Annotated in this window: 19 protein-coding genes; 9 read left to right on the top strand and 10 right to left on the bottom strand. The window is 67.4% G+C overall.

Going from position 1 to position 24,089, the window contains the following annotated elements:
• Positions 1–211: 211 nt before the first annotated feature.
• Genes nrfD through fdh form a run of 3 tightly spaced genes read right to left on the bottom strand, consistent with a single transcriptional unit; the run spans position 212 to position 5,652 of the window.
• Positions 212–1,321, bottom strand: coding sequence for an NrfD/PsrC family molybdoenzyme membrane anchor subunit (nrfD, locus tag M1L58_RS08970; protein WP_248658623.1), 1,110 nt, complete (start codon positions 1,319–1,321; stop codon positions 212–214).
• Entirely contained in the window at positions 1,318–2,346 is a 1,029-nt protein-coding gene (locus M1L58_RS08965; RefSeq protein WP_248658622.1) for a 4Fe-4S dicluster domain-containing protein, read from the bottom strand. Before M1L58_RS08965 ends, nrfD begins: the two co-directional genes overlap by 4 nt.
• On the bottom strand, positions 2,347–5,652 hold the full coding sequence (gene fdh / locus M1L58_RS08960; protein WP_248658621.1) for a formate dehydrogenase: 3,306 nt from the start codon (positions 5,650–5,652) through the stop codon (positions 2,347–2,349).
• Between the two features lie 104 nt (positions 5,653–5,756).
• Here fdh and M1L58_RS08955 point away from each other — a divergent pair, with 104 nt between their 5' ends.
• Positions 5,757–6,848, top strand: coding sequence for a GIY-YIG nuclease family protein (locus tag M1L58_RS08955; protein WP_248658723.1), 1,092 nt, complete (start codon positions 5,757–5,759; stop codon positions 6,846–6,848).
• Between the two features lie 146 nt (positions 6,849–6,994).
• On the opposite strand, the gene sigK is transcribed toward M1L58_RS08955, so the two are convergent.
• Complete coding sequence (gene sigK, locus M1L58_RS08950) at positions 6,995–7,555, bottom strand: ECF RNA polymerase sigma factor SigK (RefSeq protein WP_006867921.1); 561 nt, start codon at positions 7,553–7,555, stop codon at positions 6,995–6,997.
• Positions 7,556–7,778: 223 nt separating this feature from the next.
• Between sigK and M1L58_RS08945 the strand changes: the two genes are divergently transcribed.
• From M1L58_RS08945 to M1L58_RS08930, 4 genes are read left to right on the top strand one after another with little or no spacing between them, the layout of a single operon-like run.
• Entirely contained in the window at positions 7,779–8,372 is a 594-nt protein-coding gene (locus M1L58_RS08945; protein WP_248658620.1) for a DNA-3-methyladenine glycosylase I, read from the top strand.
• A gap of 30 nt (positions 8,373–8,402) precedes the next feature.
• Positions 8,403–9,149 carry a maleate cis-trans isomerase family protein gene (locus tag M1L58_RS08940; RefSeq protein WP_006867923.1) on the top strand — a complete coding sequence of 249 codons (747 nt, stop codon included), beginning with the start codon at positions 8,403–8,405 and terminating at the stop codon, positions 9,147–9,149.
• On the top strand, positions 9,146–9,550 hold the full coding sequence (locus M1L58_RS08935; RefSeq protein ID WP_006867924.1) for a PPOX class F420-dependent oxidoreductase: 405 nt from the start codon (positions 9,146–9,148) through the stop codon (positions 9,548–9,550). The genes M1L58_RS08940 and M1L58_RS08935 overlap by 4 nt, the downstream gene beginning before the upstream one ends.
• 53 nt (positions 9,551–9,603) lie before the next feature.
• Positions 9,604–10,476: an aminoglycoside phosphotransferase family protein gene (locus tag M1L58_RS08930; protein ID WP_248658619.1), complete on the top strand. Its 873-nt coding sequence runs from the start codon at positions 9,604–9,606 to the stop codon at positions 10,474–10,476.
• A gap of 3 nt (positions 10,477–10,479) precedes the next feature.
• Here the strand turns inward: M1L58_RS08930 and M1L58_RS08925 are convergent, their stop codons facing one another.
• Positions 10,480–11,205 (bottom strand): maleate cis-trans isomerase family protein, encoded by a 726-nt coding sequence (locus tag M1L58_RS08925; protein WP_248658618.1) that lies wholly within the window; start codon positions 11,203–11,205, stop codon positions 10,480–10,482.
• 59 nt (positions 11,206–11,264) lie between these two features.
• On the opposite strand from M1L58_RS08925, the gene M1L58_RS08920 reads away from it, so the two are divergent.
• The 4 genes from M1L58_RS08920 to M1L58_RS08905 all read left to right on the top strand — a co-directional run bounded on the left by M1L58_RS08920 (position 11,265) and on the right by M1L58_RS08905 (position 15,498).
• The gene (locus tag M1L58_RS08920) at positions 11,265–12,671 is read left to right on the top strand and encodes an amidase (protein ID WP_248658617.1); all 1,407 of its coding nucleotides are present in this window, start codon (positions 11,265–11,267) and stop codon (positions 12,669–12,671) included.
• Positions 12,668–13,180, top strand: a complete 513-nt coding sequence (locus tag M1L58_RS08915) for a DUF3830 family protein (protein ID WP_006867928.1) — start codon at positions 12,668–12,670, stop codon at positions 13,178–13,180. The genes M1L58_RS08920 and M1L58_RS08915 overlap by 4 nt, the downstream gene beginning before the upstream one ends.
• Before the next feature lie 10 nt (positions 13,181–13,190).
• Positions 13,191–13,979 (top strand): GntR family transcriptional regulator, encoded by a 789-nt coding sequence (locus M1L58_RS08910; RefSeq protein WP_248658616.1) that lies wholly within the window; start codon positions 13,191–13,193, stop codon positions 13,977–13,979.
• 124 nt (positions 13,980–14,103) lie between these two features.
• Positions 14,104–15,498 carry an MFS transporter gene (locus M1L58_RS08905; RefSeq protein WP_006867930.1) on the top strand — a complete coding sequence of 465 codons (1,395 nt, stop codon included), beginning with the start codon at positions 14,104–14,106 and terminating at the stop codon, positions 15,496–15,498.
• On the opposite strand, the gene M1L58_RS08900 is transcribed toward M1L58_RS08905, so the two are convergent.
• The 5 genes from M1L58_RS08900 to M1L58_RS08880 all read right to left on the bottom strand — a co-directional run bounded on the left by M1L58_RS08900 (position 15,495) and on the right by M1L58_RS08880 (position 24,087).
• Entirely contained in the window at positions 15,495–16,706 is a 1,212-nt protein-coding gene (locus M1L58_RS08900; protein WP_248658615.1) for a M20 family metallopeptidase, read from the bottom strand. The two genes, M1L58_RS08905 and M1L58_RS08900, sit on opposite strands and share 4 nt — an antisense overlap.
• The gene (locus tag M1L58_RS08895) at positions 16,703–17,944 is read right to left on the bottom strand and encodes an aminotransferase-like domain-containing protein (RefSeq protein WP_248658614.1); all 1,242 of its coding nucleotides are present in this window, start codon (positions 17,942–17,944) and stop codon (positions 16,703–16,705) included. Before M1L58_RS08895 ends, M1L58_RS08900 begins: the two co-directional genes overlap by 4 nt.
• Before the next feature lie 304 nt (positions 17,945–18,248).
• Entirely contained in the window at positions 18,249–19,442 is a 1,194-nt protein-coding gene (locus tag M1L58_RS08890) for a M24 family metallopeptidase (RefSeq protein ID WP_006867933.1), read from the bottom strand.
• 77 nt (positions 19,443–19,519) lie between these two features.
• Positions 19,520–21,025 carry an NAD-dependent succinate-semialdehyde dehydrogenase gene (locus M1L58_RS08885; RefSeq protein WP_248658613.1) on the bottom strand — a complete coding sequence of 502 codons (1,506 nt, stop codon included), beginning with the start codon at positions 21,023–21,025 and terminating at the stop codon, positions 19,520–19,522.
• Positions 21,022–24,087 carry an FAD-binding and (Fe-S)-binding domain-containing protein gene (locus tag M1L58_RS08880; RefSeq protein WP_248658612.1) on the bottom strand — a complete coding sequence of 1,022 codons (3,066 nt, stop codon included), beginning with the start codon at positions 24,085–24,087 and terminating at the stop codon, positions 21,022–21,024. The genes M1L58_RS08885 and M1L58_RS08880 overlap by 4 nt, the downstream gene beginning before the upstream one ends.
• Positions 24,088–24,089: the final 2 nt, after the last annotated feature.

Genomic DNA, 24,089 nt, shown 5'->3' with positions numbered 1-24,089 from the left:
AAAAGGGTCCGCTCCCTGAAGAGCGCCTGGATCCCGACTGCCGAACCTCGACTCGACCGATGGTTGGGTAGGCGACGGTGTCTCACCAGGCCTTCGTGGCTCCTCGCTTGCGCTCCTCGCACCTCAGGCAGCGGAGGGTGCCGTTGTTGCGCTCTTTCGGACCTGGGTACGACGCGTTCTTTCGGATCAGGGAGCAGCCGCGGGGCGGGGCTCAGGATTCGGTAGCGGGTCCGGTCGTGATCGAGTCGTCGGTGATCCCGGCTGCGCGTCGGGCGGCGAGGCGTCGCTTCTGCGGCTCGATCGTGTAGCGCGGATTCTTCGCGGATTCGATCCCGGCGTCGAAGACGCCGAAGCGCGTACAGGCCGACGCGGCGAGCAAAGCGACACCCGACGCGACCGCCACCGGGCGGGAGCGTCCGCTGACCAGGGCGCCGACGCCGCCCGCGACGGCGAGCCGTTCGCTCCACCGCAGGAGCTTTCCGGCCTTGCCGTCGTGTAGCGGTTCGGCCGTCACCGGGTCCATCCGACTCTCCATGACCCGCATCGCGGTGAGGTCGCCGACGACACCGAGCGCGGCCAGGGTGCGAGCGGGTCCGGCCTGCGACGTCCGGGTGGTGACCAGTGCCAGACCGCTCGACGCCAGGCTCGCGGAACTCACGAAGACGAACGGCAGGTCGCGGTGCATGGCGTTCCAGGTGGGGACAGCGGTGTCCGACAGCAGCACCGCCGTGTACACGGCCAGCGGCGGACCGGCGACCGCGGCGGCCAGACCGGCCGGTGCCTCGACCGCGCGCAGCATCGGGCGGAGCACGCCGAGGGGCAGCCGGGAACCGGTCATCCGGTCGATCTCGCCGACCGCGGCCACGCCGAGGGCGCCGCTGAACGCCGAGAGAATCCACGAACCGACGCTCATCGGCGAGGTCACCTTGAACGTGCGCAGCATGTTGTAGAACCGGTCGGGACGTCCGAGGTCGGCGACGAGTGCGATCGCGCCGAGCCCCACTGCGCCGAGTCCGCCGAGCCGCGCGTTGCGGCGCAACTCGTCCCGTCCGGTGAGCTGCGCGCCCGCCGCCAGCACGCCCGAGCCTCCGGCGACGCCGCCGAGAAACAGGTAGGCGGCGACCTTCTCGTCCCACGGCGGTGGCTTGACGACGGGATGGCCGTAGTACGAGGTGAATTCGGCGTCGGGCACCATCGACATCTCGCGGTTGCCCTCGCCCTGGCCGAAGCCACTGCGCCGCTTGCGTTTACCGCCGAGTCCGCGTCCGCGACGCCGTGGCGGCTCCGGAGGCCGGAAGGAGTCGAACTCCGACGACGTCACCGGCCACCTCGCAGGAACGACACGGCGGCCGCGGCCAGCATGCCCACCGCGGCGACGCCGGCCCGCTTGTACATCGACGGGAGATCGGCGGTGCACACACGCGGATCCGGTGGCAGACCGTAGACCTCGGGTTCGTCGAGCAACAGGAAGACCGAGCCGGTACCGCCGACCCCGTCGTTGGGGTTGGCGCCGTAGAGACGGGCCTCGGTCATACCCTGCTCGTGGAGTTGGGCGACGCGGTGCTCGGCGTCCGCGACGAGGTCGTCGTGGTCGCCGTACTTGATCGACGTGGTGGGACAGGTCTTCGCGCAGGCGGGCGTCTCATCGTCGAGGAGTCGGTCGTAGCAGAGCGTGCACTTCTGTGCGACACCGCGTTTCGGCACCTCGGGTTGTTCGCCCTTGCGTTCCCCGGATCGGGTCGTCGGCGCGGCGGTGCCGTCGGCGCGGCGTTCGACGACTCCGAAGGGGCATCCGGCGACACATGTTCCGCACCCGTTGCAGACGTCGTCCTGGATGACCACGGTCCCGAACTCGGTGCGGAACAGCGCCCCGGTAGGGCACACGTCGAGGCACCCGGCGTGCGTGCAGTGCTTGCAGACGTCGGAGGACATGAGCCAGCGGAACTCGGGGGTGTCCGGGGGCGTGAGGTCTTCGTCTCCGGTGGTACCGGCCGGCGGGTCTTGCCGGTCGGCACCAGCGAACCCCTCACGACCCGGCATGGACGGCATGCCCAGCCCGACCAGTGCACGGCCCGACTCGCGGGCCTCCGCGATACGCTCGGCGCTCTGTTCGATGAATGCGACGTGTCGCCACGTGCTGGCACCCAGCGCGACGGTGTTGTCATACGACATGCCGGTCAGTTCGAGGTCGCCGTCGCGAGGGTTGGAATTCCATTCCTTGCAGGCGACCTCACAGGCCTTGCAGCCGATGCAGATCGAGGTGTCGGTGAAGAATCCCTTCCGGTTCTCGTGCGTGTGCCATCCGACGTCGGAGGTCGGATCGGTCGGTCCGGACAGCTGCCCCATCTACTCCTCCGCCTTTCCGGTGATGTGCTGGTTGTCGGTCTCGGTCGTCACTCCGGCACGCTCCTGGTACGCACGTACCAGTTCGATCAGGGCTGCGCCCTGGGGGCGGCGGCCGGCGATCACGTCGCACGAACCGACCTTCGACTCCTGGATCTGCACGTTGGGATCCAGTGTGACCCCGATCAGGTCGTTGGCGGCATCACCGCTGACCACGGCGTCGGAGCCGACGCCCCAGTGGTACGGAAGGCCCACCTGGTGCACCTGACGGCCGTTGATGGTCAACGGTGTCATCCGGTCGGTCACCAGGACACGCGCCTCGATGGCACCGCGCGGCGAGATGATCGTCGCCCACCCCTCGTTGCTCAGTCCGCGCTCGGCGGCCAGTTGCGGGGAGATCTCGCAGAACATCTCGGGCTGGAGTTCCGACAGATACGGCGTCCAGCGGCTCATCCCGCCCGCGGTGTGGTGTTCGGTGAGCCGGTAGGTGGTGAAGACGAACGGGTACACATCGGCGCCGGGCATCTCGCCGCTGGGGGCGTCGAGGTTGTCCTCGCGTGGGAAGAGCACCCGCGCCGGCGACTGCTGTTGTGGATACAGCGAGTTGACCACCGGCGATTCCTGGGGTTCGTAGTGGGTCGGGAGCGGGCCGTCGACGAGTCCGCGGGGCGCGAAAAGCCAACCCTTGCCGTCGGCCTGCATGATGAACGGGTCGTCGCCGCACAGCGCGGCGACGCCGCCGAGCGACGGATCCGGTTGGGCGTCAGGGGCGAGGTCGACCGGGAAGTCCGGCACGTCGGGTCCCACCCAGCGGCCGGCGTCGGCGTCCCACTCCATGTACCGCTTACGCTCGCTCCACGGTCTGCCGTCGGGGTCGGCGGAGGCGCGGTTGTAGAGGATCCGACGGTCCGCCGGCCACACCCAGCCCCACTCGTGCTGCGTGACGCCGCCGCCACCCTGGGGAGTGCGTCGAGCCGCCATGTTGTGGGCGTCCGCATAGACGCCGGTGTAGATCCAGCAACCGCCGGCGGTCGAGCCGTCCCGTGCCATCTCGGTGTACGACGTCAGGTTCTTGCCGGCATCGGGTCCGGAGACGTGGTACCCGTTGATCTCCGACAGCACGGCCTCGGGTTCGGGGTTCCCGTGTTCGTCTACGGGATAGTCCCAGGTGAGATCGAGCAGCGGCCGGTCACGTTCGTCGGTCGAGTCGGCGAGACGCTCGCGGATGCGACGCCCTAGTTCGAAGAAGAAGTCCATCTCGCTCTGGCACTGGCCGGGCGGTTGGACAGCCTGGTGGCGCCACTGCACCATTCGCTGGGTCTGGGTGAACGAGCCGGCCTTCTCCACGTGGGTGGCGGCGGGCAGGAAGAACACCTCGGTGGCGATGTCCTCGGTGCGCAGCTCACCGGATTCGATCTCCGGCCCCTCCTTCCACCAGGTCGCCGACTCGATCATGTTGAGATCGCGCACCACGAGCCACTTCAGATGGGACATCGCCATCCGTGCCTGGCGACCGTTCGCCGAGCCGACCGCGGGGTTCTGCCCCAGGACGAAATACCCGTCGACCTTGCCGGCGAGCATGTCGACGGTCGTCTGGTAGGTGCCGGCCGGACCCGTCAGGCGCGGTAGGTGGTCGAAGCACCAGTCGTTCTCGGCGGTCGCGGCGTCGCCGAACCACGCCTTGAGGAGGCTCACCATGTAATCCTCGGCGTGGGCCCAGTAGCCCTTCTCGTTCTTCGACGTGATCGCCTCGATGTAGTCGGCGAAGGTGTCGTGTTTACCCGCCGACGGCATCGGCAGATAACCGGGCAGCAGGTTGAACAGCGTGGGGATGTCCGTCGAACCCTGGATGCTCGCGTGGCCGCGCAGCGCCATGATGCCGCCGCCCGGACGCCCGACGTTGCCGAGCAGGAGCTGCAACACCGATGCGGCGCGGATGAACTGGGAGCCGAAGGTGTGCTGGGTCCAACCGGTGGCGTAGCCGAAGCAGGTCGTGCGGTCGCGGCCGGAATTGTCGGTGACCGACCGGGCGAGGTACTCGAAGTCCGCGAGGGAGATGCCGCACATGTCGCGCACCATCTCGGGCGTGTAGCGCGAATAGTGCCGGCGCACGATCTGGAAGACGCTCCGCGGATGCTCCAGCGAGTCGTCGCGCACCGTTGCCCCGTGTTCGAGCGGCGGACCGCCGGAACCGTGTTCGTGGCCGACGGCTCGATCCCCGGCGGAGGGGCCCGTGTCCGGTTCGCCGGGCGACTCCACCGTTCCCGACGCGTGCTCCGATCGGCTCGAACCGCCCGGTTCCTCATAGGCCCACGAACTGGCGTCGTACTCGCCTGTGTCCGGGTCGAACCCGGAGAAGAGGCCGTCGAGGTCCTCGGTGTCGCGGAAGTCCTCGGAGACCAGCGTCGCGGCGTTGGTGTAGGCGACCACGTACTCCCGGAAGTACTTCCCGTGGGTGATGGCGTAGTTGATCAACGCGCCGAGCAGGACGACGTCGGAGCCGGCACGGATCGAGATGTGCTTGTCGGCCACCGCCGAGGTTCGGGTGAACCGCGGGTCGACATGAATGATGCGCGCACCGCGGGACTTTGCTTCAGCGACCCACTGGAAACCCACCGGGTGTGCCTCGGCCATGTTTCCACCCATGAGGATGATGCAATCGGCGTTGGCCATGTCCTGCAGTGATTGCGTTGCGCCGCCGCGTCCGAACGAGGCCCCCAGACCGGGAACCGTGGCGGAGTGTCATATGCGGGCTTGGTTCTCGATCTGTATCGCGCCCGCCGCCGTGAAGAGCTTCTTGATCAGATAGTTCTCTTCGTTGTCGAGGGTGGCGCCGCCCAGCGACGCGATGCCCATCGTCCGACGCAACAGGCGGCCTTCGTCGTCGCGCTCCTGCCAGCCGCGACGCCTCGCCTCGAGGAAGCGATCGGCGATCATGTCGATCGCGGTGTCGCGGTCGAGGTCCTGCCACTCGGTCGCGTAGGGCGCGCGGTACCGGATGGTGGTCTGACGCAGCGGGTTGTTCACGAGTTGCTCGCTCGACGCACCCTTCGGGCACAGTCGGCCGCGCGAGATGGGGGAGTCGGGGTCGCCTTCGATCTGGACGACGCGCTCGTCCTTCACGTACACCTTCTGCCCGCAACCGACCGCGCAGAACGGGCACACGCTCTGCACCACCCGGTCGGCGGTGGCCGTGCGCGGTTCGATGGCCCGTGTCTTCGCCGACGTCACGGCCGGTCCGCGTCCGAAGACGTCGCCCGACCGAAGCTGGCGGAACACCGGCCATTCGAGGGGGCTGAAGGCTGGCACGAGTTCGAGTCTAACCACTCCAGGGAGGTGCGTACTGGCATCATCGCCACCATGAACCGAAAGCCACCCACTCTCCACGTCGTCGGGGGCGTGCGATGAGCAGGATGGATGCCGTCGAGCTACCGGTCACCGCGCTCGGCGAATTCCTGGAGTCGACGGCCTTCGCCGAGATGCTCGACCCGGAGGACGAGCGATCCGCCTCCCGGGACGCGCGAGCGCGGAAGGCCGAGGTCGTCGACGTCGTGCGCGCGATCGACGCCCACGCGGGTCGACGGTTCGTCGACCGTGAGCGCGCCGGCGAGGTCATCATCGGTGGTCTGCGCGGAGGCGGACTCGGTGTGCGGCCCACGGTGGTCGACGCGGTCCTCAACCTTTTGCGGCCGGTCGGGGTCGCGGCGCCGGGCGCCCCGAAACCCGTTCCCCTCGAAGTCCAGTCGGTGCTCGGCGTCTACATCTACGCACTGGTCGATCCGCGTGATGCCTCCGTGTTCTACGTGGGAGCAGGACGCGGCAACCGCGTCCATCACCACGCCCGCGCGGCGCTGGCCGGTATCCCGCCGGATGCCGCGGAAGTGGTGGGGGAGGCCGACCCGTCGGCGATCTGGACCTCGACCGAGGACCGCATCCGCGACATCGACGCCGATGGTTTCGGTGTGGAGCACTGGATTCTCCGCCACGGCGACGACGTCGTCGACTCTGCCGAGGCGTTGGCATCGTATGTGCAGAAGTTCACGGTCGAGTTCGCTGATCTGGCACGACTCCCGCTGACGAACAGCGTGCACAGTGGCGCGATCCAGCTCGACGAGATGGTGCTGCAGTACGCGGCGCCGCTCGCACCTCCGCTGCCCGAGCCGTGCGTGTTGGTGAAGGTCGACGACTCCGCGCGACCCGACGCCGGCGCCGAACAGATCTACGAGTGGGCGCGCAGCGGCTGGCGGGCCGGGCCGCATCGCACTGTGCCCGACCTCCCGGTCCTGGTGTTCGCCGAGGACATCGTGCGGGCGGTGCACCGCGTCGACTACTGGGAGGCGTACCAGGACGCCGACGGAAACCTCGACCCGAAACGGTGGGTCTACACCGGCGCGCCGGATGCCGAACTGGAGCAGCGGTACGTCGGCATGAGTCTGCGCGAGGTCCGCGAACGCCGCGGTGGGAAGTGGAACTACAACGGATGGCATCCGTACGGGCAGGTGTGACCGCCGCGTACTCGGCCGCCCGACGAAAAACGCCCCTGAAAGAAACCCTCCAGAGAGGCGGCGTCGACACCATGTCGACGGCGGTCCCGTGGAGGGCGTTCTTCAGGGGCGTTTCTCAGGGGTGCTTTTCAGCGCGGACGGCGGGACTAGCCGGTCGCGGCCAGGCCCGGCACGGTCTGACGTAGCCGGATGAGGCCGTCGCGGATGCGTGACTTGACCGTGGGGAGCGCGACGTCGAGGTGCTCGGCGACCTCGCGGTAGGTGAGGCCGTGGAAGTAGGCCAGCTCGATGGCCTGCCGCTGGATGGGGGTGAGGCTCTCGAGCCCGGTGTGGATCAGGCGGGCGATCTCGCGACGTTCGACCGACTCGCTGACGTCGTCGACCTCGCGGGCGGTGTCGGCGATGCCGTAGGCGACGGTGCGTCGGGTCGCGGCGGACTCCGACCGGACGCGGTCGACGGCCCGACGGTGAGCCAGTGTCAGAATCCAGGACAGTGCCGAACCGGAGCGGGGGTCGTAGGTCTCGGCGTTGCGCCAGACGGCCAGGAAGGTCTCCTGTGTGGCTTCCTCGCTGTAGCCGGGGTCGCGCAACACTCGCAGTGTCATGCCGTACACCCGGTCACAGGTGGCGTCGTAGAACTGGGCGAAGGCGTCCATGTCTCCGGTCGCCACGCGGGCAAGGAGGTTGTTCAGGTCGGATTCATGCATCACGAAACTCCTTGGCGCAGTGGGGTTGTCACGCTTCCGGAGCGGGGTTGGGCGTCGGTGCCGGAGTGCTCTCGGTGCGATGAGTTCAACGCTATGCGGGCGCCGGCAGAAAGTGACCATCGAGAGACACAACGGGATGCTTTCGAAATCTTTGGTAACGGAACGATAACGGCGGCCATCTGTCGTGACCGTGCCGTAGCCTCCTCGCCACGAGAGGAGACGTATGTCCGAGGACACGATAGCGGGGCCGGACGGTCGGCTGCGTTGCTTCTGGGCGGGCCGCGAGCCGGAGACCACCTACCACGACACCGAATGGGGATTCCCGACCACCGACGATACGTCGTTGTTCGAGCGCGTGTGCCTCGAAGGCTTCCAGTCGGGCCTCAGTTGGCGCACGATCCTGCTCAAACGGGAGAACTTCCGGGCCGCCTTCGCCGGCTTCGACGTGGAGAAGGTCGCGCGGTTCACCGACGCCGATGTCATGCGTCTGTTGGGCGACGCGGGCATCATCCGGCACCGCGGCAAGATCGAGGCGGCGATCAACAACGCACAGCGGGCCATCGACCTCATCGACGAATACGGTTCGCTCGAGTCGTACTTCTGGGGATATGCCCCCGCCGGTGATCACGTACCGAACTCGATGACAACCTCGCCGGAGTCGATCGCGATGTCGAAGGACCTCAAGAAGCGTGGTTGGCGTTTCGTGGGGCCGACCACGATGTTCGCACTGATGCAGGCGACCGGGATCGTCAACGATCACGCCTATGAATGCGTCATTCGGGACGAGGTGAGTGTCGCACTCCGGCAGCGATTGTAGACAATCAAACAATGTGCCATCATCCGGAGCATGAACGCCCAAATCGGCATCGGGATGGTGTGCCCGTTCGACATGGCTCTCGACCGGGAGTTGTGGCGTTGGATGCCGGACTCGGTCTCGTTGTATTTCACGCGGACCGGCTACATCGACGCGCCCGTCGACGTCGAACTGTGCCGGGATCTCAACAACCACGCCGAGATCGCGGCGGCCGTCAGGGCTGTCTCGTCGGTCGGGCCGCGGACGTTCGGTTACGCATGTGCGTCGGGCAGTTTCGTCTACGGGATGGCGGGCGCGATCGAGATCTCCAACTGCATGCTCGCCGCCGGCGCGGAGCGGGCTGTCACGACATCGGAGGCGCTGATCCGGGCGCTCGACACGATGAACATCGGCACCCTCGCCGTCGCAACGCCGTACACCGCGGCGCTCACCGGATTGCTCTGCGACTTCCTCGCCGAATCCGGCCGGAGCGTCGTGGCCCAGGCCGGCCTCGGCCGTGATCACGAGATCTGGAAGATCCCGTACCACGTGACGGCAGACCTCATCCGTGCCGCGAACCATCCCGACGCCGATGCGGTCTTCGTCTCCTGCACCAATCTGTGGACCTACGACATCCTCGCCGACCTCGAGGCCGAGCTCGGCAAACCGGTCCTCTCCGCCAACCAGGTGACCGCGTGGGCGACGCTCTGCGATGCCGGTGTGCTCGGCGGGGAGATCACACCCGCGGACTGGTCGACAGCCCACGCTCAGTCATTGTTCGCCCGTAGCATTGCGGCATGACCTCACAGGATTCGACCAACACATTCGGCGAGGCAGGATCTGCGAAGTACGTGCAGCTCACCACTTACCGCAAGGACGGCACCCCGGTGTCCTCGCCGGTGTGGGCGGTGCTCGACGGCGACCGACTACTCGTGTGGACCGAGAGCGAGTCGTGGAAAGTGAAGCGCCTCAAGCGGAATCCGAAGGTGGTGGTCCAGGCCACCGATGCGCGCGGCAGCAAACTCTCCGGTGAACCGGTGTCCGGCACCGGGGTGGTGCTCGACGCCGAGGGCACCGCGCATGTTCGCAAGAAGCTCATCGAGAAGTACGGTCTCCTGGCCCGGGTCCTGATCTTCAGCAGCAAGTTGCGGCGGGGTGCAGGCGGAACCATCGGTCTCGCGATCACCGCGGGGGACCAGTAGTCCTTCGGATCCCGCCGGACCTGGCGCGCCAGTCGGAGCTGGGGCCGGCCTGGGTGGACTGGCTCCGCCGGTTGCCGGCCGTTGCGGAAGCCCTTCTCGCCGACTGGGAACTCCGCCGCGACGGGGAAGAACTGTGGCACGGGTTCGAGTCACTGGTGATCCCGGTGATCGGTCGTGACGGCCGGCATGCGGTCCTGAAGGTCGCCTTCGACGGCGACGACGAGGGCGCCCAGGAAGCACTCGGCCTGCAGCACTGGGCCGGTCGTGGTGCGGTGCGGATGCTGCGCGCCGACCCACGGCGACGTGCCCTGCTCCTGGAACGGCTGGACCGGACCGACCTCACCTCTGTCGACGACGACGAGGCGTGTCGGGTCGTCGCCGGCCTGTACGGCGTCCTGCACATACCTGCTCCCGGACGGATGACGCCCCTCACCCGACACCTCGAGCGGTGGCTCGCGGGGCTCGAGACCATGCCCCGGGATGCGCCGGTCCCGAGAAGGTTTGTGGAACAGGCTCTCTCGCTCGGTCGGGACTTCCTGTCCGACGCGGCGACGGTCGGCGTCGTCGTCCACGGCGACCTCCACCACGAGAACGTGCTGGCGGCGCCGTCCGGCGGGCAGCGGTGGCTGGCGATCGATCCGAAACCGATGTCGGGGGACCCACACTACGAACCCGCGCCGATGCTGTGGAACCTGCTCGATCGCCGACACGGGGACCCGCGGTGGGTGATCCGATCGCGCTTCTACACGATCGTCGACGCCGCAGGCCTCGACCCGGACCGTACGCGCGACTGGGTCACCGTCCGCATGATCCTCAACGCGCACTGGGCGATCGACGATGCGGAGAAGGCGTCGCGGAATCTCACCGCCGACGATCGCGAGTGGATCACCACCTGCATAACGGTGGCCAAGGCGGTCATCGACTGACCGTCAACGGGCGAACAGAGTCCCCAATTCCGTTATGACCGCGGAGATCCCGGCGAGACGCAGGCCCTGCCACGCGGTGACCTGATTGGCGGTCAGCACGGGCTTGGCGAACTTCTCTTCGAGTCCGATGATCCACATCGCGGTGTGCAGGGCGGTGTCGGGGATCAGGATTGCCTCTGCGTCGGGATGGTCGGCGGCCGCGATCATGTCGAAAAGGCCGTCGCCGTCGAGGATTCCGGCCTCGGAAGCGGTTTCGATGTCGTTGGCACGTAGCGAGACCGCCTCGATCCCGCCGTCGCCGAGGAAGCCGATGAACCGTGAGGCCAGGGGAGCGGGGTAGGTCGCGGCGATCGCGACCCGGGACAGGCCGAGATGGTGACATGCCTCGACGAAGGCCAGTGAGGTCGACGACGCGGGACGGTCGGCGAGCACGGCGATATCGGCGACCTGGCGGCGGGCGCCGTCGAGGCCGTAGACGAAACTCCCTGAGGTACAGGCCCACATCACCGACGCCGGCTCGTCGACCTGAGCGCGTCGGAGGCCCTCGGCGAGACGCTCCTGCTCGCCGACCGCGGCCATGGCATCGACGGTGTGGTCGTCGGACTCGATCTCGGTGATGGTCACCGGCAGTCGGACCGCTGCGCCGGAGGCCACAAGTGCGGACTCGATGAGTGTGTAGTCGTCTTCGGCAGCATGACCGGGATAGAGCATCGCGACGGTGGTTGTCACTCGCACACCTCCAAGGTAGATTGTCAACAATCTACCAACTTCGACAGACGAGGGGGCGTATGTCGGGAACGGCACGCTGGCTCAGCGCGATCGAACTGGCCGACGGATACCGGACCGGCGAGCTGACGCCGGAGGCGGTGGCCCTCGAATTGCTCGACGCCGTCGACCAGGTCGACCCGTCCGTCAACGCATTCTGCCTCGTCGACCGGGACTCGACACTCGCCGCCGCGCGGGACTCCACCGAGCGTTTCCGGGCCGGCACGCCACTGGGCCCGCTCGACGGGGTGCCGGTCAGTATCAAGGACCTGCTGCTCACCCGTGGCTGGCCGACGTTGCGCGGCTCGCTGATGATCGAGCCGGATCAGATGGTCTGGGACACCGACGCCCCCGCGGTCGCGCGACTCCGCGAGGCCGGCGCGGTCATGCTGGGCAAGGTCACCACGCCGGAGTTCGGGTGGAAAGGCGTCACCGACAGTCCGCGCACCGGAATCACCCGGAACCCCTGGAACACGCTGCGGACATCCGGCGGATCGAGCGGCGGTTCTGCCGCGGCCCTGGCGGCCGGACTCGGCCCGCTGTCGGTGGGAACCGACGGAGGCGGATCGATACGCATACCGGCCGCGTACTGCGGCGTGGTCGGATTCAAGGCCACGCTGGGCCGGGTACCGATGTACCCGCCGAGTCCGTTTGCCCCGGTCGCGCACGTCGGGCCGATGACCAGGACCGTCGGCGACTGCGCGCTGCTGCTCGACGTCCTCAGTGGGCACGATCCGCGGGACTGGTCCGCGCTGCCGACCCCGACCGAGAGCACAGCGGCCGCCATCGCCGATGTCCGGGACCTCTCCGATCTGCGGATCGGGTACAGCTCCGATCTCGGCTTCGGCTCGAACGATCCTGGAGTGCAGGCCAATACGGATCGCGTCGTGTCGGTGCTCGAACAGCTCGGAGCCACGGTGGAGAAGGTGGACCTCGGCTGGGACGACCCGGCGTGGGCGTACCACATCATCTGGTTCGCCGGGGCCGACGTGGTGGTGCGAGGGCTCGGACCGGGCGTGGAGGAGAAAGTCGATCCGCTGCTTCTCCAGGCGCTAGAACGCCACCGGGACTTCACCGCAGGCGATTTCGTGAGCGCGAATGCGCTGCGTATGGAGATGGGCACCACGATGGGTCTCTTCCACGAGGAGTTCGACCTGCTCGTCACACCCTCGATGCCCACGGTTGCCTTCGAGGCCGGACGCACCGTTCCGGAAGAGTCTGCGTCACCGGACTGGACGTCATGGACGCCCTACAGCTATCCGTTCAATCTCACGGGGCAACCGGCGACCACGGTACCCAGTGGATTCGTCGACGGTTTGCCGACCGGTGCGCAGTTCGTCGCTGCGCGACACCAGGATACGACCGTGCTACGGGTCGCGGCGGCCTACGAGGCGGCCGCTGGCTTCACGATGTTGGGAGATCGTCCGTGACCGAGCCAGCCGAACGATTCATCACCGTGACACTCGAGAAACGAGGCGTGACGGCGGTGGCGAGGATGCTCGACGCCGAGGCGCCGCGGACGGCCGCCGCGGTCTGGGACGCGCTGCCACTCGGCGGCCAGGTGTTCCACGGCAAATTCGCGCGCAACGAGATCTACACGCTGCTACCGGCATTCGCGCCGATGGAACCAGGTGCCGAGAACACTACCATCACCCCGATCCCGGGCGATTTGTGTTACTTCACCTTCGACGGTGTTTTGGACAACCCCGCATATGGGTACGATCCCACATCCGCGCCGGCCGAACATCGGCTGCTGATCGACCTCGCAGTCTTCTACGGAAGAAACAACCTGCTGGTCAACGGCGATGTCGGCTGGGTACCGGGGAACGTGTTCGCCACCATCACGGAGGGCCTGGAAGACTTTGCGGCGGCTTGCAACGACGTCTGGATGGGCGGCGCGCGGGGTGAAACGCTCACCTATGCGCGCTTGGAGCGGTAAGAAAGAAGGAATGACGGTGGCGATCACAGTGGATGGGGACGACCCGGGCGTGGACGGCCCGGGAGGTCGACGTACCACTTCTCACCAGGGGAAACGTGGAGGTTCGACGCGCCGCCGCGTGCTCACGCCACTGGTGCAGGAGTCGACACCGGCGATCATCGCGCGTAAGTTGCACAATGCCATTGCGAACGGCGACTTCCCACCCGGGTCGCAGTTGACGGAGTCAGGTCTCGCTGCAGACCTGGGCGTCAGCCGGGGCCCGTTGCGTGAGGCGATGCAACGTCTCACCGCGGAGGGGCTGCTCGTCAGCCATCGCAATCGGGGCCTGTTCGTCGTCTCGATGGAGAGAGACGACATCCGCGACATGTACGTCGCGCGCACGGCGGTGGAACGCGCTGCCGTACAACAGGTCATCGCGCACCGCGAGTCAGAGGCGGTGGCTGCGCTGGACGAGGCCGTGGACGCAATGCGCGCGTTCGTCGACGAGCCGAACGGGGCCGGGATGGCCGAGGCGGACATGGGATTCCACCAGACGCTGGTGGAACTCGCGGAAAGCCAGCGCCTTTCGCGTCTGCACGAGACGATCCTCGTGGAGACACGAATGTGCTTGCGAGCCATGCGAGGAACATATTCATCGGGAAAGGAACGGATCGACGAACACCAGGCGTTGGTGGACGCCATAGCTGCGGGGGATTCTGCCAAGGCAGATGCGCTGATGATCGAGCACATGGCCGACGGGCTGCGTCGATTGATCGGTGACGGCGACGACGCCGGCGATCTCACCGCGTCCGGAAGCTGATCGCTTGCGATCCGGATGTCCATGGATGGTCGAGCAGCCTGCCGTCCGTGCACAGGGGTCCACCAACGGGGAATGACCTAGCGCGGGGCGGGTTACGGCCCCCGATGACATTCAGGAAGCGCAGATGAGCGACACGACACCAGCGGACACTTATGAGCAGCTCGCCCCGGACCCGGAGTCACCCGAGGGACGGAAACTACTCCACAAGGCCATCGGTGCCTCGGCCATCGGAAACGCCACCGAGTGGTACGACTACGGCGTCTACGCCGCCGCCTCGGTCTACCTGACCCAGGCTTTTTTCCCCGGTGATTTCGGAACCATCGGCACCATGCTGGGTTTCGCGATCTCCTTCGTGCTCCGTCCGCTCGGCGGGATGATCTGGGGACCCATCGGCGACCGCATCGGCCGCAAATCGGTTCTCGCCATGACGATTCTGCTGATCTCGGGTGCCACCGCGCTCATCGGCATGTTGCCCACCCACGCGTCGATCGGTGTATGGGCGCCCATCCTGCTGATCCTCCTCCGCGTCATCCAGGGTTTCTCGACCGGTGGAGAATACGGCGGTGCGGCAACATTCATGGCCGAGTATGCGCCGGACAACAAGCGCGGCAAGTACGGTTCCTTCCTCGAGTTCGGCACCCTCGCCGGTTTCTGCAGCGGTACGGCATTCGTCCTGCTCCTGCAGCTTGGGCTTTCCGATTCGCAGATGGACCAGTGGGGATGGCGCATCCCGTTCCTGTTCGCGCTGCCGATGGGCCTGATCGGTCTGTATCTGCGTTCGCAGATGGACGACACCCCGGTCTTCCAGGAGCTCGAGCAGGAAGACGAGATCAAGGGTTCGGCATGGACCCGGTTCAAGGATCTGCTCGTCAACTACCGGCGACCGATCATCACGATGTTCGGCATGGTCATCGCGCTCAACGTCGCCAACTACACACTGTTGGCATACCAGCCGACCTACCTGCAGAACACCATCAACCTGACCGAGACGTCGGCGAGTGTCGTCAACCTGATCGGGCAGCTCGTGATGATGTTGCTCATCCCGTTCTTCGGGTGGTGGTCGGATTCGACTGGGCGTAAACCGATGTGGTGGGGATCGCTGGTTGGCCTGTTCGTCCTTGCGCTACCGCTGTACTGGCTGATGGGCCAGGGATTCGTCTGGGCGATCGTGGCTTTCGTGATCCTCGGCGCGCTCTACATTCCGCAGCTCGCCACCATCTCGGCGACCTTCCCGGCCATGTTCCCGACCCAGGTTCGGTACGCGGGCTTCGCGATCTCCTACAACGTCGCGACCGCTGCCTTCGGCGGTACGGCGCCATTGGTCAACGATGCCGTTGTGGAGAGCACCGACTGGAACCTCTTCCCGGCCGTGTACATGATGGGCGCCTGCGCCATCGGCATGGTCGCGCTGTTGTTCCTGAAGGAGACCGCGGGCTGCTCGATCCGCGGCACCGAGATCCCCAGCAAGGAGAACGACTTCCGGGAGCTGCAGAAGAAGCTGGCGGAGTCGGAGGCCTAGCCGAGCAACCTCAGCCCGGCGAGCGTGTACGCCTTTGCCGCAGTGACGAGATCTGCGATGGCGACCGACTCGTCGGGCTGATGTGCGTCGGTGTTGATGTTGCCGGGGCCCAGGACGATCGACGGGATACCGAGGTCGCGGCTGACGAAACCGCCGTCGCACGCAGCGCTCCATCCGCCCACCGAGGTCGCGGTGCCGGCGTCGGTGACCGAGCCGACCGCAGCGGTGACGAGCGGGTGATCCGCCGCGGTCGCGAAACCGGGCATCTCCATGGTGACGCGGACGTCGACGGAGATACCGTCGGTGTCGATGTTCTTGTCGCGAAAGGTTTTCCGAAGATCCTCGGCGATCGCATGTGGGTCCTCGAAGGGCATCAGGCGACGGTCGATGCCGAGCGAGCAGGTCGGTGCGACAACCGAGATGCCCTGTCCGCCCTGAATGGTGCCGACGTTCCAGGTGCCGCAGCCGAGCAGGTCGTCGAGCGTCTCGTGAAGGTGTTCGTGGTCGGCGCGGATGATCTCGACGATCGCCGCGGCGGCATTGATGGCACTGCGTCCGTCGGCGGGACGACCGGAATGCGCGGCGCGACCGGTCACGTCGATCTCGATGTACGACGCACCGCGGCAGCCGCGGACGATCTGCATGTCGGTGGGTTCGGCGACGATGCAGCCGAGGAAGTCGTGATCGGCGGGACGGCCGACGAAGTCGCGCACGCCGATGCCGTGCTCCTCCTCGTCGACCGTGCACACCAGGCGCACCGGGCCGGAGAGTTCGACCCCGTGGTCGCGTGCGCGCGACAGCACGCTCATCGCGGCGACGACGGACGCGATCCCGCCCTTCATGTCGGTGGTGCCGCGCCCGTAGAGCCGGCCGTCGCGGTTCCGCACGATGTACGGGTCGGCGGTCCAGTTCGGGCCCGCCGGGACCACGTCGGAGTGGCCCAGGAACATCAGGCCCGGGCCGTCGCCGCCGGGGAGGGTGGCGATCAGGTTCGGCCGCCCGGCGGCCACCTCGTGGGTGTCGACGTCGAATCCGAGCGCGCGGCACGCCTTCTCCAAGACCTCGACGGCGGCGCCCTCGGTGCCACCGGGATTCTCGCTCGGGGCCTCCACCAGCGCCGTCGTGAGCGCGGTGATCGCGGCCTCGTCGATCAGATCGACGAGCGACTGCTCGGCCGGACTCAGCTCAGGTTTGTGTTCACCGCTCACCGTGCCATCTTCTCAAGACTGGACGTGAGGCGTCGAATACCTTCGTCGATCCGGTCCGGCGTGCTCGATGCGAAGCACAGGCGCATCGAGTTGCGGAACCGGCCACCCGGCGACAGTGCCGGGCCCGGGATGAAGGCGACGCCGTCGGCCAGGGCGATCTCGAACAGCTCCCGGGTGTCGATCTCGGCGAACTCCTCCCGCAGCGTCACCCACAGGAAGAAGCCGCCCTCCGGGTTGGTGGTGACGACGCGGTCACCGAGATGACGGGCGATGGAGGCGAGCATCGCATCCTTGCGCTCGCGGTACAGCGACCGGATGCCGGCGAGGTGGTCCTCGAGGCCACCGCGCGCGATGTACTCGGCCACGATGTGCTGGTTGGGCACGTTGGTGCAGGTGTCCATGCCCTGCTTACCGTTGATGAGAAGCTGCCGCAACGACGGATCGGCGTCGACCCAGCCGACGCGCCAGCCGGGAGCCAGGATCTTGGAGAAGGTCCGCACCGAGAAGATCAGCGGATCGCCGGGGCTCAGCGTCTGGAAGGTCGGGATGTCGGTGCCCGCGAAGCGGAGCAGTCCGTACGGATCGTCGTCGATGATGACCGAACCCCAGGTGTGGGCCAGACGCAACAGCTCGCGGCGGCGTTCCTCCGACATCGTGACGCCGGACGGGTTCTGGAACGTGGGGATCGTGTAGATCGCCTTCGGGGTCTTGTGGGTGTGCGCCACCAGATCGGCGAGTTGGTCGACCTGCATACCGTCGTCGTCGACGGGCACCTCGAGTAGTTGAGCGCCGTAGGACAGCGCGGTCGCGCTCCCGTTGGTGTACGTCGGGGACTCGACGATGACCAGGTCGCCGGGGTCGACGAACAGCTTGCAGGCGAGGTCGAGGCCCTGCATGCCGCCGGTGGTGATCACCAGACGGTCGTGGGTCGACGGGTCGGGTGTGGTGGCGAGGTAGTCGACGAGCAGTTGCAGCAGCCGCGGTTCGCCTTCGGTGGCGCCGTAGGTGAACGACGTGTGGTCGAGGATCTCGCCTGCGATCTGACGGAACTCGTCGGCGGGAACGGCCTCGTCGGCCGGTGAACCCATCGCGAAGCGCACGATGTCATGGGACTGGGCGGCCAGCAGGGACGTCGACGAGTCGATCATCGACCCGACCAGGTCCTTCGACCGCCCGGCCAGAGGCAGCGTGGGGCCGGAATGCCGTACGTCGTTCACAGTCTCGGTCGTTGTGGTCATGTCGTGCACCTCGTCTCTCGAGGCCTTCGTGGCTCGTCGCTTGCGCTCCTCGCACCTCAGGCAGCAGTTGGGTTGTCGTGCGCTCCTCGCACCTCAGGCAGCGGTTGGGTTGTCGTGGGCTTCTCGCACCTCAGGCAGCGGTTGGGTTGTCGTGGGCTTTTCGCACCTCAGGCAGCGGTTGGGTTGTCGTGGGCTTTTCGCACCTCGGGCGGCGGTTGGGTTGTCGTGGGCTTCTCGCACCTCGGGCGGCAGTTGGGTTGTCGTGGGCTTCTCGCACCTCAGGCAGCAGTTGGGTTGTCGATGGTCATTTCTGGATCAGTTCGCGCGGGAACGACGTGAAGCACTCGACGCCGGTCGGGCTCACCCGCACCGATTCGGAGAGCTCGAAACCGTAGTTCTCCATCCACATTCCGCAGACGATGTGGAAGGTCATGTTGGTCTCGAGGATGGACTCGTCCTCGGAGCGGATGCTGATGGTGCGCTCGCCCCAGTCCGGTGGGTACCCGATACCGATCGAATACCCCAGGCGCGAGGGCTTTTCGAGGCCGTACTTGGCCAGGGTCCAATTCCAGGTGGAGGCGAGCTCGCGCGTCGCCACCCCCGGCTTGATCGCCTCGAGGACGTTGTTCAGGCCCTCGGCGGTCGCCTTCGCGACATAGTCGAGCTCCTTGTGCGGAGTACCCAACGACACCGTCCGTGCGAGCGGACAGTGGTACCGGTTGTGGGCGCCGGTCAGCTCGATGACCACTGCCTCGTCCTCGACGAAAGTTCCCTGATGCCAGGTGAGGTGAGGGGTGTCGGCCGCCGCGCCGGTGGGCATCATCGGCACGATCGCCGGGTAGTCACCGCCGTAATCCGGGGTCCCGGTGATCTGTGCCTGCGAGATCGCCGCCGCCGCATCGCATTGCCGCACACCGACGTCGATCGTGTCGATCGCTGCACGCATCGCCTCCGAACACACCATCCCGGCCTGACGCATCAGCTGGACCTCGGCCTCGGACTTCACCGACCGCACCCAGTTCACGAGCTCGAAGTTGTCGACGAGCTTCCACTCGGGGATCGCGTTGTGGAGTGCGCGATAGGCCTTGGGGGAGAAGAAGTGCGAGTCCATCTCCAGGCCGACCGAACCGCCGCGTGAGGCCGGCGCGATCGCGTGTCGCTGACGAAGTGACCACGCGACCCAGTCGAACGGGTGCACGTGGGGTCGGTGCACATAGCTCTCCGGGTAGCCGACGATCTGGTCGTCGGGCAACCACGTCGTGCGGTGCGCGCCACGGGCATCCATCTCCCGGGCGTAGAAGACCATCTCACCCTCGATCGGGACGAACAGCATCTGCGGGGTGTAGAACGACCACGCGTTGTACCCGATCAGATAGAAGATGTTGGCCGGGTCGGTGACGATGATCGCCGACAACCCCTGACGGTCCATGAGTTCACGGACCTTCGTCAGGCGCTGTTCGTACTCGCTGTCGGTGAACAGCTGAGCACCGAGGTACATGGGCTTGCTACTCCTTGCTCACACGTCGGTGGTTCGAGGGCCGATCTATTCGGCGATTGACTTGTCAGCGAACGTCTTCAGCGGCGGATCGGCGTCGCCGTGTACTTCATGTCGAGGAACTCGTCGATGCCCACGCGGCCACCCTCACGGCCGAGACCGGACTCCTTGACACCGCCGAACGGTGCGGCCGGATTCGACACGATGCCCGTGTTGACCCCGACCATACCGGCTTCCAACGCTGCCGACAGGCGAGCGCAACGGTCGACGTCCTGGCTGAAGAAGTAGGCGACCAGACCCCATGCGGTGTCGTTCGCGAGGGATATCACCTCGTCGTCGGCAGCCGGGTCGAGAGGATTGTCGGCGTCGCCGAACGGCATGATCGCCGCGACCGGACCGAAGATCTCGTTGCGCACCAGGTCGGCGTCGAGCCCGACGCCGGTCAGCACGGTCGGCGGGTAGAAGAAGCCAGGGCCCTCGGGCGCCTCTCCGCCGCAGGCCACGGAGGCGCCCTTGGACACCGCGTCGTCGACGAGTGAGGCAACCTTCGCGACGGCCTTGGGCTCGACGAGCGGCCCGACCTGCGTTCCGTCGGCGGCGCCGTCGCCGACCTTCAGTGCGGCCATCTTTGCCGTGAATTGCTCGGTGAACTCGCCGATCACGCTGCGGTGCACGAAGATCCGATTAGCCGCGGTGCACGCCTGGCCGGTGTTGCGCATCTTGGCCAGCATGAGTCCGTCCACCGCGCGGGAGATGTCGGCGTCGGCGCACACGATGAACGGGGCGTTGCCGCCGAGCTCCATGGAGGTGCGCATGACCGTTCCCGCGGCCTGCCGCAGCAGCGTCTTGCCGACCTCGGTCGAGCCGGTGAAGCTGACCTTGCGGGCCAGTCCGCTCTCCATCCATTCGGTGACCACCGTCGACGGATCGGTGGTGGTGACGACATTCAGCACGCCGGCGGGTAGACCCGCCTCGACGAGGATGTCGGCGAGGAGAAGCGTTGTCAGCGGGGTGAGTTCGGCGGGCTTGAGAACCATCGTGCAGCCGGCCGCGACGGCCGGCCCGATCTTGCGGGTTCCCATGGCCAGCGGGAAATTCCACGGCGTGATCAGGATGCAGGGGCCGACGGGCTGCTTGCTCACCACGATGCGGGTCCCGCCGTCTCCGGTGGTGGTGTGGTCGCCGCCGATGCGCACGGCCTCCTCGGCGAACCACCGGAAGAACTCGGCGCCGTAGGCGACCTCACCCTTCGCCTCGGCGAGCGGCTTGCCCATCTCGGCCGTCATCACCGAGGCGATCTCGTCGACCCGGTTCATGATGATCTCGTATGCGCGGTAGAGGATCTCGCTGCGGCTGCGCGGCGAGGTGGCCGCCCACTCCGCCTGATGCGCGGCCGCGGTCTCGAGTGCGCGGCGGGCGTCGGCCGCGTCGGCGTCGGCCACCTGTGCGAGCACCTCGCCGGTCGCGGGATTGAGCACGTCGAACCGGTCGCCGGCGGCGGCCGGCACCCATTCACCGTCGATGAACAGATCGGTGTGGATGGACGAGATGGCGTCGGGGACCTGGGTGGTGGCGATGGCCGTCATGATCGGGCTCTCCTCGGTTCGTCGGGCGTTGTCGGGGGTCGGGTCGTGGAGGTGAGAAGTTCGGCGAGGTGGACGCCGCGAATCTCGCGTGCGTCGGCCAGTCCGTCGTCGACCGTGGCGAGGTGTTCCACCGCCATCGCGCAACTGAACCCGTCGGTGACGACGGGACGACTCGGGTCGTCGCGCAGCGCGGGTGCGAGTCCGTTCTCCGCGACGGCCATGCTGACCTCGTAGTGGCCCTTCTCGAAGCCGAAGTTACCCGCCACACCGCAGCATCCGTCGGCGGCGCGCACGCTGACGCCGAGCGCTTCGAGAACCGCGGTGCCGGTGCGTGCGCCGAAGACCGCGTACTCGTGGCAGTGGGTCTGGAGGGTCACCTCGTCCGGCAGGGACGGCGGTTGCCATCCCGCGTCGAGCAGGGTCGGGAGGTGGGCGGCGAAGCTGCGTACCCGGGCGGCCACACGACGTGCGCTGTCGGTGGGGACGAGTTCGGGCAGGTCCTTGGCCAGTGCAGCAGCACAACTCGGCTCGGGCACCACGATGGGTCGGTCGGTGCCGTCGTCGAGATTCGCGGCGGTGCGTCGAAGAGTCTTGCGCGCCTTGCCCAACTGCCCGGTGGAGATCCAGGTGAGGGCGCAGCAGTTCTCCGCGGAACAGCCGACCTGTTCGCCCGTCGCGCCCAGCACCTCCGCGGCGGCGGCGACCACCTGCGGCCGGAAGGCGCGGGTGAAGGAGTCGACGAACAGGATGATCTGCGAGGTCGGGGTCACCGGGGTGAGGTCGTCGAGATGCGCCTTGCGGGCGCGCCGGGTCGCGAAGGCCGGCATCGTCCGGCGAGGGTCGAGGCCACCGGCGCGCGCGGCCAGACCGCTGATCTTCGACGACAGCGCGCGATTGATCAGTGGCGCAGCCGTTCCGGCCGCCGACAGCCAGGCCGGCATCCAGCCCAGGGAGTAGTGCGACAGCGGGCGCAGACGGCGGCGGTAGTGGTGGTCAAGGAACTCCGACTTGTAGGTGGCCATGTCGACGCCGGTCGGGCAATCCGTCGAACATGCCTTGCAGGACAGGCACAATTCGAGGGCGTCGGCGACCTCGGGTGAGCGCCAGCCCTCGTCGACCGATGGGGCCGTGCGCACCATGTCCTGGAGGACGCGGGCACGCCCTCGCGTCGAATCCTTCTCGTCGCGGGTCGCCCGGTAGCTCGGGCACATGACGCCGCCGCTGTCGGCGCGGCACCGGCCGACACCGATGCAGCCCTGGACGGCGTGGACGAAGGGATCGAGGAGCGGGAGTTCGGGCGTGGCCTCGAAACCGCCCCTGACATCCGCCCCCGAGGGGGCCGCCGCCGACGTATCGTCAGCAGCGTCGCTGCTGAGGGCGGATTCCAGGGGCGCATTTCCGGAGCCGTGGCCGAGGTCGAAAGTGGTCGGCCAGGTCCGCCGGGGGACGTCGGCGAGAGCGAGGTCGGCGGTGATGGACGGCGGGTCGATGATGCTGCCCGGGTTGAGGTTCCCCGTCGGGTCCCAGATCGACTTGAAGCGGGTGAAGGCGCCCATCATCGCCGGCGAGTACATGACCGGAAGCAGGGCCGAGCGGGCCCGGCCGTCGCCGTGTTCACCTGACAACGAACCACCGTGACGCACAACCAGTCTCGCGGCGTCGGTGCAGAAGTTGTCCATCACGGTGCGTCCCTCGGGGGTGCGCAGGTCGAACGTGATGCGGACATGCATGCAGCCGGCACCGAAGTGGCCGTACATCACACCGGTGAGACTGTGCTGGTCGAGGAGTTCGGCGAAGTCGTCGAGGTAATCGGCCAGACGCTCGGGGGCGACCGCCGCATCCTCCCAGCCGGGCCAGGATTCGTAGTTGCCACCGACGCTTTCGTCGTCGGGGTCGGCCAGACGTGAGGACAACCCGGCGCCGTCCTCGCGGACGCGCCACAGTGCCTTACGACGAGCCGGGTCGTCGACGACGGTGGCGTCGATCATCCGACCCTGGCCGCGCAAGTGGTCGAGGAGCCGTTTGGCGGTTGCCGGGACATCGGATTCGCCCTGTGCCTGGGCACTTTCGGAGTCGACGTCGATGAACAGCCAGGCCGAACCCTCGGGAAGGCCCGCGACCGTGTCCCGGCCGCGGCGGGCTGCCATCGTCGCGACGATCTTGCGATCGATGCCCTCGATGGCCGACGGCGCGAACGGGAGGATCGCCGGGACGTCGCGCGCGGCGTCGGCGGGGGAGTGATAGCCGACGCAGAGCAGGAGCTGGGAGGTGGCGACCGGGACGAGGCGCACCTTTGCAGACACCACGATCGCGCAGGTTCCTTCGCTCCCGACGAGCGCACGGGCGACGTCGAATCCGTTCTCCGGCAGCAGCTGTGCGAGGTGATAGCCCGAAACCTGGCGGGGGATGGTCTCCAGTTCGGTGCGCAGGATCGCCATGTTGTCCGACGCGAGTTCTCGTAGCGCGGCGGTGATCTCGGCGGCCCGCGCCACAGCCTCGCGGTCGTGGGGATCGGTGGCGTACAACCCGTCGCGTGTCGCGGTCAGCAGCATCCCGTCGGCGGTGACGAGCTGGAGTTCGATCACGTGATCGCTGGTGCGTCCGTATCGGACGGAGTGGTTTCCGCAGGCGTCGTTGCCGATCGCCCCGCCCAGGGTCGCCCGGGACGCCGACGACGGGTCGGGGGCGAAGGTCAGTCGGCCGTCCGTCGCCGTCCGCGCCTGTGCGGCGAGAGTGGTGAGCACGATGCCCGAACCGGCGACGGCGGTGGAGGTCTCGGCATCCACCGACACCACCTGATCCAGGTGACGGGACAGGTCGATGACCACGCCGTCGCCGATGGCGTTACCCGCCATCGAGGTACCGCCGCCGCGCACGATCACCGGGACGCCTCGGTCGTGGCATCGCGCGACGATCGTGGCGACCTCGCGCCCGGACCGCGGAAAGGTCACGGCCCGGGGCGGGATGCGGTAATTCGAGGCGTCGTAGGAGTATTCAGCCAGACGTCGGGGTGAGGCGTCGGCATCGATGCCGAGATCGGCGAGTTCGTCTGCGATGTCCACCG

Origin of the sequence: Gordonia sp. C13, assembly GCF_023218005.1 — a bacterium.
GTDB classification, from domain to species: Bacteria; Actinomycetota; Actinomycetes; order Mycobacteriales; family Mycobacteriaceae; genus Gordonia; species Gordonia namibiensis.
Note: the sequence above shows the minus strand (reverse complement) of the source record. Positions and strands in the feature narration are given on the sequence as shown.

Coding starts and splice junctions, on each gene's coding strand:
- M1L58_RS08940 (WP_006867923.1), top strand. CDS start 8,403: ATGAACGCCCAAATCGGCATCGGGATGGTGTGCCCGTTCGACATGGCT.
- M1L58_RS08910 (WP_248658616.1), top strand. CDS start 13,191: ATGACGGTGGCGATCACAGTGGATGGGGACGACCCGGGCGTGGACGGC.
- M1L58_RS08955 (WP_248658723.1), top strand. CDS start 5,757: ATGGATGCCGTCGAGCTACCGGTCACCGCGCTCGGCGAATTCCTGGAG.
- M1L58_RS08935 (WP_006867924.1), top strand. CDS start 9,146: ATGACCTCACAGGATTCGACCAACACATTCGGCGAGGCAGGATCTGCG.
- M1L58_RS08895 (WP_248658614.1), bottom strand. CDS start 17,944: ATGACCACAACGACCGAGACTGTGAACGACGTACGGCATTCCGGCCCC.
- M1L58_RS08945 (WP_248658620.1), top strand. CDS start 7,779: ATGTCCGAGGACACGATAGCGGGGCCGGACGGTCGGCTGCGTTGCTTC.
- M1L58_RS08885 (WP_248658613.1), bottom strand. CDS start 21,025: ATGACGGCCATCGCCACCACCCAGGTCCCCGACGCCATCTCGTCCATC.
- M1L58_RS08920 (WP_248658617.1), top strand. CDS start 11,265: ATGTCGGGAACGGCACGCTGGCTCAGCGCGATCGAACTGGCCGACGGA.
- M1L58_RS08905 (WP_006867930.1), top strand. CDS start 14,104: ATGAGCGACACGACACCAGCGGACACTTATGAGCAGCTCGCCCCGGAC.
- sigK (WP_006867921.1), bottom strand. CDS start 7,555: ATGCATGAATCCGACCTGAACAACCTCCTTGCCCGCGTGGCGACCGGA.
- M1L58_RS08965 (WP_248658622.1), bottom strand. CDS start 2,346: ATGGGGCAGCTGTCCGGACCGACCGATCCGACCTCCGACGTCGGATGG.
- M1L58_RS08890 (WP_006867933.1), bottom strand. CDS start 19,442: ATGTACCTCGGTGCTCAGCTGTTCACCGACAGCGAGTACGAACAGCGC.